We start from the raw sequence: 9,867 nt of genomic DNA on the forward strand, positions 1-9,867 counted from the left end.
GTGCGCATCAAGAGGCGCCTGGACGGAAGCAGCCCGGTCGAGTACAGGCTCAGCCGGGCCGCTTGATTCACTTCTTTTGCCGTTCAGGAAACGGGGTCCTTTGCAATTTTATGAGTCCATTTCAATTGAAGCGATATGTCGCGATTGTTCTATTTCGCGTTGTCGTCAAGCCAGTTCATCGCGACGCTTGCGTAAAGCGCGCTCGACATAGGAAGTGCGTTTTCATCGAATCGAACATGTGGGTTGTGCTGTCCGTAGCATTCGTTGAGCGGACCGGCAGCTGCGCCGATCATCATGTAGTTTGCGGTGCAGGCTTGAGAGATGCTGCCGAAGTCTTCGGAGCCCATGCCGTGAGCGCCGCCGTAGAGTTGCGCTTGGGGAAGCGTCTGCTTGGTGTATTCGACGCATTGTTCCATGAACTCTTTGTCGTTGAACACTGCAGGGCTCGGGCGGCCGAAGGTCGTCGTGGCTGCGCAGCGGTAGGTTTGGGCGATTCCGCTTGCGATTTCAGTGATGCGTTTTTTGGCGAGTTCTTCAGTCTTCTTGTCGAACACGCGAATAGTTCCTTGCATCGTGGCCGACTGTGGAATCGCGTTGCCGGCGTCACCGGCGTTGAATGCGCCGCAGGTAATGACAAGCTCGCTCATGGGAGAAATCTCGCGGGCGAGAATTTCCTGAAGTCCGATATGAATATGGGCGGCGGCGGTGATGGGGTCGACGCACGAGTCGGGCATGGACCCGTGGCCCGCTACGCCTTCAACGACGATTTTCCAGTTGTATGCCGCGGCCATAGGGCGTTCGCCGTACACGATTACGCCCGTGGGCACCGTCGAGACCACATGCATCGCGAATGCGCGGTCGACGTGCGGGTTTTCGAGCACGCCTTCTGCAATCGCTTCGTCAGAGCCGTTGTAGCCTTCCTCGCCTGGCTGGAAGAACAGCTTCACCGTGCCTTTCAATTCGCTTTCGTGCGCTTTCAGAATATGGGCGGCGCCAAGCAAGGTAGCCGCGTGCATATCATGGCCGCAGGCATGCATGTTGCCGTTGGTCGATGCGAACTCTTCGCCCGATTCTTCGGCCATTGGCAAGCCGTCAATGTCGCTTCGCAGCATAAGGCACGGTTCGCCTTCGCCAATGGTTCCCACGACGCCCGAACCGTTGATGATCGTGTGGAAGGGAATATCGAGCTTGGTAAGCTCCGATTGAATGTAGGCGCTCGTATTGGGCGTTTCGAGTCCGATTTCCGGCATCTGGTGGATGTCACGGCGCCATGCAATGAGTTGCTCTTTAAACGCGGTCGCCTCTTCGAAGAAATTAATGGATGTCGGCACTGGTGCCTCGCTTTCCGCCTGGGCCGCAGCCTCGGGCAAGCCGAAGTTCTGAAGAATTCGGCGAGCGATTCTACGCGCTTTTATTTCAAATGTCTCAATAAATTGCGGCTAAAATGCAAATGAGTTAAAACTTTAGTTGACTAAAGTGGCGAATCGTCGTAACTTTACGCGTTATATTTGCGGCTCTTTGTGCAAACGGGGGCCATATCGGAAGGAAGAACAATGGCGGAAGAACAAGTCGCAAACGGTGCGCAAGACGGTGCGCCGAAGACGGGCGGCAAAGAGAAAAAAGGTTTCTTCTACGGCTGGTGGATTGTCATCGGCGGCTTCATGATCATGGCTACGTGCTACACGGCCTTCGTGAACTGCATGTCGCTTTTTCAGGCGCAAATCGTGGGCGATTTGGGCATGACGATCGGCGAATACAACACGGGTACATCGCTCGCGTCGCTTATTTCGATTGTGGGCACGCTCATCATTGGCTTTTTGCTCGATAAAATCAATGCTCGCGCTATCGCGGTGGGCATTACGGCTCTTGCGACGGTGATGCTCTTTGGGTATTCGGTCGCAAGCGCTCCCTGGCATATTTACTTGCTTGCCGCGCTTTCTGGCACCATTATCACTGCCGGCGCGCGCCTGTTCGTCTCGGTTATTATCACGAACTGGTTTAACTTGAAGCGCGGTTTCGCCGTGTCGTTGGCGCTGTGCGGTTCCGCGTTCGGCGGCGCAATTCTCTCGCCGATCGTCGGCAACATCATCGCCACCTCTGGCTGGCGCTTTGCTTTCGTGGTACTTGCGGTTATCTGCCTGGTCGGCTCACTTCCCATCGCCGTGATTTTCTTCCGTTCGCATCCTTCCGATAAAGGCCTGCAGCCTTATGGCGCTGAGCTTACCGAGGACGAAATTAAAGCGATCGAGAGCAAGGGCAAGAAAAAGGTTGTACAGGCTGACCCCGAGGTCACGGTTGCCATTGGTTGGAAGGTCATGAAGAAAAGCGCTGCGTTCTGGCTGCTCGCGTTGGGCTTTATGCTGGTTGGCGCAATTAATGCGATGATCGTCGTGAACACGATTTCGAATATGACTTCCGTTGTCATGAATGGTGAGACCATCGTGACGGGTGGCCATGATATCGCCTGGGCTTCTACGGTGCTTTCCGCCGAATTGGTGCTTGTTGTGTTCTGCAAGGTTGCGCTCGGCTCGATGTATGACCGTCTTGGGCTCATTCCTTCGTCCATTATCGGCGCCTTTACGTGCTTCGCGGCCAATTTCTTCATGATTTTCAACACGACCGACTGGGGTCCGATTCTTGGTGCAGTGTTCTTTGCGTTCGGCACGTGCGTATGCACCGTTGGTCCTTCGGTTATGATGACGAAAGAATTCGGCCGTCTCGATATCGGCAGGGCCACGAGTATCATGGTCGCCGTGCAGAGCGTTGGCGGCATTATGGGAGCTATCGTTTCGGGCCAGGCGTTCGACGCGGCTTTGAGCTTTACTCCCGCCTGGATTTTCGGCATGGTGATTTCAATCATCACGGGCGTGTGCATGGTTGCCTCGGTGAAGCTCGCGCGTAAGCTCGTTGCGAAGCAAATCGCTGCTGGCGCGCCTCGCGTTGATGAGGAAGGCAAGATTGTCGAAGGGTCTGTAGCTACCGCTTAAGAGCCGCCGCTTCGATAGAGTGACGCGAGTCTCAACATGCTGGTGATACGATGGTTCGAGCCATTTCTCAATGAACGCCTTGAGTGGTAGAGTCGTTGTCAAATTGCGTTTTCTGCTGCGTTTATCGAAAAGCCGCCCCGAGGGGCGGCTTTTTTCGCGCAGAGAGTTGGTTATTGGATATACTTTTAGAGTTTGCGTTCTGTGACGCAATCGTTGTTCTACCTATTTATATAGAGAGGTTTTCGATGGCTTCTAACGAGCAAGCCGCACCTGCGCGCGAACATTTTGCGTCGCGTATCGGCTTTTTGCTTATCGCTGCAGGTTGCGCGATTGGCTTGGGCAATGTTTGGCGCTTCCCCTATATCGTCGGCGAATACGGCGGCGCCGCATTCGTGCTGTTATATCTCATCTTCCTCGTTATTCTTGGTTTGCCCGTTATGGTGATGGAGTTCGCCGTGGGCCGTGCGAGCCAGAAGAGCGGTGCGCTTGCATATGACGTTTTGGAGCCGAATCGCCGTTTCCACTGGTTTACGTGGTGGGGCCAAATCGGCTGCTACGTGCTGCTCATGTTTTATACGACGGTTGCAGGCTGGATGCTTGCGTACATTCCCAAAATGGCTTCGGGTGAACTGTCCACGACCGACCCCGATGTGATCGCCGCGACGTTTTCAGGCATGCTGGCCGACCCCGCGCAGCTTATTGGATGGATGGTCGTCGTTGTGCTCATCGGCTTTCTTGTGTGCCGTCTAGGCCTGCAAAAAGGCGTCGAGCGCATCACGAAAATCATGATGGCCGCCCTCTTTGTCATCATGATTGCACTGTGCATTCGCACGGTTACCTTGCCGGGAGCGGGCGAGGGCATTGCGTTTTATCTTATTCCCGATTTCGGTAAGCTGTTTGCCGGCAATACGCCTGCTGAGCAGTGGGCGACGTTTGGGCAGGCGGTCTACGCCGCCATGGGGCAGGCGTTCTTCTCGCTGTCGCTCGGCATTGCCGCAATGGAGATCTTCGGCAGCTACATTGGCCGCGAGCGCAGCCTGACGGGCGAAGCCATTTCGGTTACGGCGCTCAATACCGTCGTTGCCATTCTTGCGGGTCTCATCATTTTCCCCGCATGCTTCGCGTATGGCGTCACGCCCGATTCGGGCCCTTCGCTCGTGTTCGTCACCCTTCCCGCCGTATTCGCGGAAATGCCTCTGGGCAATGTGTGGGGAGCGCTTTTCTTCGTGTTCATGAGCTTCGCGGCTCTTTCCACGGTTATCGCTGTGTTCGAGAATCTCGTAAGCTGGACGATGGACAAATTCGGCATGTGGCGCAGCCGTGCCGTTACCATAACCGCCATTTTGCTCGTGCTGCTGAGCTTGCCGTGCGCGCTCGGTTTCAACGTGCTTTCCGACATCTCGATTCCCTCAATCGGCGATATTCAGAGCATCGAGGACTTCGTCGTCTCGAACAATATGCTGCCGCTGGGCGCTCTTGTCTTCGTGCTGTTCTGCACGCAGAAATTCGGCTGGGGCTGGGATAACTTCCTTGCTGAAGCCGACCAGGGGAAAGGCGTTAAATTCCCCGCCTGGGCAAAACCGTGGATCAAATACGGCATCCCTGTGCTCATCGTGGCCATTTTCGTTATGGGCTATGCAAGCATCTTTGCTTAAAGACTTCCGCATCTAACGACCCCGCATAGGCGGGGTCGTTTCGTATTTCGGCCCAATTGCCAGTTTTTGGTCGCGTGACGCTGCTTGTGACCACAACTCGTTACCGTTTCGCGCCCTTCGTGCACTGCGCTATACGCTCGCCTGGCTTCGTTTAGCTTTGACATGAACCGACGATTCGTCTCAATTCACCATTTCTTCGCATCGTCATACCGCCGATTTGGCGGCGGTTATGCCTTTGGCGTACAATATTGTGTTGTTGATTTACGTCCGCTTTATTGGACGTCTGGCCAAACTGCCAATTATTCTGCGGCTCGCATTGTGCGATAGGTGGTTGGTCTTCGAGCGCATACTGCGTTCTTTTGTATGGATGTTGCATTGCGCTGGCGCGCGTTGGTGCTGCCGGGCAATGTGTTCATTGGAATACCGAAACGCCGTGCGACCTTTGGGCGCCTCTATGTGCGTTTCACTATGCTTAAGGAGCGAATGAAACTTGACTAACGAACAGAACTTGCCGGAGCTGTCTTCTGGCACGCTTGGCGGCGCTATTGCTGCTGCCAAGTCTTCTGCGGCAAAAAATGACGCTGAAGGCACCGATGGTACGAAAAGTCGCAGCCGTTCTCGCGGCTCTCGCGGGGGGCGCGGCCGCGGTCCTAAGAAAGACGCCGCGCAAAACGGCAGCCAGCAAGACGCCAAGGCTGCCTCTGCCAATCAGGCCGAGCAGTCATCGAAGGCTTCGAACAGAAATCGTCGTCGTTCCACGACGCGCACCAAGCACGTCTCGCTCGATCACAAGCGCCCGCAGCTTACGCCAGGCTCCGAACTCGAGCCCGAATCGTTCAACAAACCGCGCACGCGCAAGCCTCGCTCTGGCAGCAATTCTCGCCGTGCGGTGAAGAACAACCCCGATGTGACTCTGAAGGTCATTCCGCTTGGCGGTCTCGACGGCATTGGCAAGAACATGACCGTCATCGAGTGTGGCGACGACATGATTCTCGATGACGCTGGTCTCATGTTCCCCGATGACGACCATCCAGGCATCGACCTCATTCTTCCCGACTACACGTATGTGCTTGAGAATGAGCATAAGCTTCGCGGCATCATCATTACCCACGGCCACGAAGACCATACGGGTAGCTTGCCGTACCTCATGAAAGACCTTACCAAGAAGGTTCCGATTTACGGCACGAAGATGACGCTCGGCCTTATCGAGGGCAAGTTCAAGGAACATCGCATTAAGGCGAAGCTGTGCGAAGTCAATCCTGGCGACGAGATGAAAATCGGCAATTTCGTGGTCGACTTTTTCGCGGTGAATCACTCCATTCCTGGCGCGCTCGGCGTGTTCTTCCAATCTCCGGCCGGCAATGTGCTGCACACAGGCGACTTCAAGCTCGACCAGAGCCCTATTGACGGTGTTCGCACCGACTTCGGAGCGCTCGCGCGTTTCTCGAAAATGGGCGTCGACCTCATGATGAGCGACTCGACGAATGCTACGAACCCGAACTTCACGCCTTCTGAGGCTGAAGTGGGCAAGACGTTGCGTCCCATTATTGAGAACGCCAAGGGTCGCGTCATTATCGCGAGCTTTGCAAGCCATATCCATCGCCTGCAGCAGATCGCCGATGCGGCTGTCGCGTGCGGTCGCAAAGTCGTGGTCACGGGCCGTTCGATGATTCAAAACACCGATATCGCACGTCGCTTGGGCTATCTGAAGATTCAAGACGTCGACCTTATCGACGCCTATGACCTGAAGGGTATTCCGCCCGAGAAGGTCGTCATTATGTGCACGGGTAGCCAGGGCGAGCCGCTTTCGGCGCTTGCCCGTATCGCGAACGGCGAGCATAAGACCATCCAGATTGACGAAGGTGACACGGTCATCATTTCCGCGACGCCCGTTCCTGGCAATGAGAAAGCTGTTACGCGCATCGTGAACCAGCTTTCCAAGATTGGTTGCGATGTGTGGGACAAGCACCGCGCCATGGTTCACGTGTCGGGCCACGCGAGTGCAGAAGAGCTCAAGCTCGTGCTTTCTATCGTGCAGCCGAAGTACTTCATGCCGGTGCATGGCGAGTCGATGCATCTTCGCGCTCATGCGAATCTCGCTCAGGCCACGGGTGTTGACCCGAGCCATATCTTTATGTGCGAAAACGGCGATACGCTCGAGATGACGAACGGCATCGTTAAATTCGGTGAGCCCGTCGAAAACGGCATCGTCTACGTTGACGGCCTTTCGGTGGGCGATACCTCGAAAGACGTGCTCGATGAGCGCACGACGCTTTCCAATTGCGGCTTCGCTTGCATTTGCGCCGCTGTCGATCATAAGCGCCACCAGATTTTGGGCAATGTGCGCGTCGAGATGCACGGCATCACGGGCGGCGATGTTGCTGAGCTTCGTCGCGAGGCGACCGACGGCGTCAAATGCACCCTGCGTCGCAGCGTTGAGCGCGGCGTGAAGGGCAAAGACCTTGAGAAGGCGTGCCGCGATTCCTTGCACTCGCTTCTGTGGGACCGCACAAAGCAGCGCCCTATGGTTATCGCGACGATTATCGAGGTGTAAACGTTTCGCGGAATGAACATTCCGCTGCGCTATAATTCAGGTTTCGCACGTCAGTGCAAGCCGTATGGACATTTCGGCCGGGTCGCCTTTCGGGCGACTCGGCCGCTGCCGAATTTATATGCATCGTAAACGCAGTATTTGAAGGAGCACGCCATTGGCCCGCGGTTCAAAGAAGAACACCGCACAATCGAATAGCGCCAAAGGCGCTTCTACCCAAAGGAAAAAGGGAAAGAACGACGCCGAAGATCGCGTCGCGCTTAAAGATGCTCCGTCTCGCGGCAGGGCGCGTGCCCGTACCGTCGAAGAGGAAGCCCCCTTTGAGGGCTTCGATCGCGAGCCGCGTATTTTCGACGATCGCACCAAGCGCGATATCGCCGGCGTCATTGTCGCCGTGCTTGCCGTCGTGCTCTTCTTGGCCGTTGTATTGCAGCCTTCTGGCTTTCTGACGAGCGCTCTTTCGAGCGCGTTGCATCTTTCGCTCGGAATTGGCGCGTATGTGCTGCCGTTCATTTTGGTTATCGTGGGCGCGAGCCTCATTGTTCGCGTCGATCGCGCCGATTTGCCTCTACGCTTGGGCGTGGGGCTTGCCATGCTCTTCTTTGCGTTCATGTCGGCCCTTTCGCTGCTTACGCCTGGCTCTTCAACCAATGGCGCTGTGCTTTTCGACGCGAATGTGCTTGCCTCGCGCGGTGGCTACGTTGGCTCTGGCATTGCATGGGCACTTCTGCAGCTGTTCGGCGAAGCCGTGAGCATCGTGCTCCTTCTCGGGGTCGCGCTTGCCGGAGCCGTCATCATCGGCTTTTCGCTTACGGGCGCATTCGAGTCGCTTCGCGAGAAGGGTTCGCAATTCAATGCGCGCCTGCGTGCCGTACGCGATGCGGAAGACGACGAACTTCCTGGCATTCCTTACGAAGCTATCGATGAGAACGATAATCCCTATGCTGCGCTTGACGAAAATCGTCCTCAGGCGCAGGTCGAGTCTCCCGAGGCTCGCGTCCCTCGTCGCGAAGAGCGCGGCTTGCTTGCCGGTTTCGGCATGACGAAAAAGGAACGCGAAGCTGCCGCTGCTGCGAAGGCTGCGCAAGAGGCCCAACGAGAGGTGCCGCCAGCACGCATTCGTCGTGCCGAGCCTGTGCATGTGCCTCGTGACCTTTCGCGCCCTCGCCGCGCATCGGAGTCGCTTTCGACGCAATTGCTCGAAGGCCGTCGTCCTGGCCAGGCTCCTGTTCCCACGGTCGACACCTATTGGCCAGCTGAATACGCTTTCGGCGCTGCCGACGATGTCGTGAGCGCTGCTTCAAATGCTGCGGCGGGAGCTGCTGGTGTTGCCACTGGCATGGGCGTAGCGCATGCAGCCGAGGGTGTTCGTGATGCCGTCGGCGCCGCCGAAGATGAAGCCATCACTCAACTTTTTGGCGCGAAGCCCGCGTCTTCCCGGATAAAAAAGCAGGCAGACTGCAGCTCTCCTGAGCCTTCTGCGAAAACGCGGGTGCTGAAAGCGAAGCGCGAGCCGCTTCCTTGGGAAGACGAAGTCGAGGCTGTCGACAACGCTTTGCGGCCCGATTCGAACGAGGGCGCTGCCGAAAAGCCGATGACGCGTCGTTTGAGCGATGTTTCCGCCGCGTCTGGGGCGTCGAAAACGCGTGCTGCGGGTTCGGCTAAAGCTAAGAAAATCGACAATTCTGCGTTTAATAAAGAAGGGGAGACGCGCGGCGATTTCACCTTGCCGGCGTTTGGCCTCATTCGCCATACCGAAGTTGCTACCGAAGCTGACGAGGCTGAGCTTCGCACGCTTGCCGCTGAGCTGCAAAACACCCTCGAAGATTTCAGCATCATGGCGCAGGTTGTCGGCTGGGTTGCCGGTCCCACGGTCACGCTGTTCAAGGTTGACTTGCCTTCTGGCGTGCGCGTAAGCCGCATTATGAGCTTGACCGACGATATCGCCTTGGCGCTCGCGGCGCCCGGTGTGCGCATTTTCGCGCCCATTCCTGGAACGAATCATGTCGGCATCGAGGTGCCGAATCGCACGCGACAGAACGTGCTATTGGGCGACGTGCTCAAAGACGCCCATGGCGCACCGCTTGAAATGGCTATCGGCAAAGATGTCGAAGGCCATTCGATTGTCGTCGACCTCGCGAAAATGCCGCACTTGCTTATCGGCGGCACCACGGGTTCGGGCAAGTCAGTCGCAATTAACGCGATGATCATGTCCATTCTCATGCGTGCCACGCCCGATGAGGTTCGCTTCATCATGATTGACCCGAAGCGCGTTGAATTCACCCCGTATAACGGCATCCCCCATTTGTACGTGCCCGTCGTTACCGAAAACAAGGAAGCGGCGAGCGCTCTGTCATGGGGCGTGGCTGAAATGGAGCGCCGTCTGAAAGTCATGTCGAAGGCGGGCGTGCGCAATATTTCGCAATACAATAAAAAAGTTGAAAGCGGACAGCTCGATGATGAGGAAAAACCCGAAGATGAGTGGCCGAAAAAGATGCCGTATATCGTCATCATCATCGACGAGCTCGCCGACCTCATGATGAACGTCGGCAAAGAGGTCGAACTCTCCATTAGCCGCATTGCGCAACTTGCTCGTGCGGCGGGCATCCACATGATCGTCGCTACGCAGCGCCCGTCGACCAATGTCGTAACAGGCCTTATCAAGGCGAACATC

The 9,867-nt window shown here is 56.4% G+C and carries 5 protein-coding genes; 4 read left to right on the forward strand and 1 reads right to left on the reverse strand.

Annotated elements, in window-relative coordinates:
* Window positions 1-149: 149 nt before the first annotated feature.
* Window positions 150-1,331 (reverse strand): M20 metallopeptidase family protein, encoded by a 1,182-nt coding sequence (locus ACWI8T_RS06355; RefSeq protein WP_449138335.1) that lies wholly within the window; start codon window positions 1,329-1,331, stop codon window positions 150-152.
* 222 nt (window positions 1,332-1,553) lie between these two features.
* On the opposite strand from ACWI8T_RS06355, the gene ACWI8T_RS06360 reads away from it, so the two are divergent.
* The 4 genes from ACWI8T_RS06360 to ACWI8T_RS06375 all read left to right on the forward strand — a co-directional run.
* Window positions 1,554-2,987, forward strand: a complete 1,434-nt coding sequence (locus tag ACWI8T_RS06360; RefSeq protein ID WP_281669093.1) for an MFS transporter — start codon at window positions 1,554-1,556, stop codon at window positions 2,985-2,987.
* Window positions 2,988-3,232: 245 nt separating this feature from the next.
* Window positions 3,233-4,642 (forward strand): sodium-dependent transporter, encoded by a 1,410-nt coding sequence (locus tag ACWI8T_RS06365; protein ID WP_309324665.1) that lies wholly within the window; start codon window positions 3,233-3,235, stop codon window positions 4,640-4,642.
* Window positions 4,643-5,132: 490 nt separating this feature from the next.
* The gene (locus ACWI8T_RS06370; RefSeq protein ID WP_449138336.1) at window positions 5,133-7,196 is read left to right on the forward strand and encodes a ribonuclease J; all 2,064 of its coding nucleotides are present in this window, start codon (window positions 5,133-5,135) and stop codon (window positions 7,194-7,196) included.
* 154 nt (window positions 7,197-7,350) lie between these two features.
* Window positions 7,351-9,867, forward strand: a 2,517-nt coding sequence (locus ACWI8T_RS06375; protein ID WP_449138337.1) for a DNA translocase FtsK, incomplete at its 3' end; no start/stop codon positions are given.

This window comes from Slackia sp. (assembly GCF_977041755.1).

Bases quoted from the DNA above. Each gene is read 5' to 3' on its own strand.
- ACWI8T_RS06360 (WP_281669093.1), top strand. From the start codon at position 1,554: ATGGCGGAAGAACAAGTCGCAAACGGTGCGCAAGACGGTGCGCCGAAG.
- ACWI8T_RS06365 (WP_309324665.1), top strand. From the start codon at position 3,233: ATGGCTTCTAACGAGCAAGCCGCACCTGCGCGCGAACATTTTGCGTCG.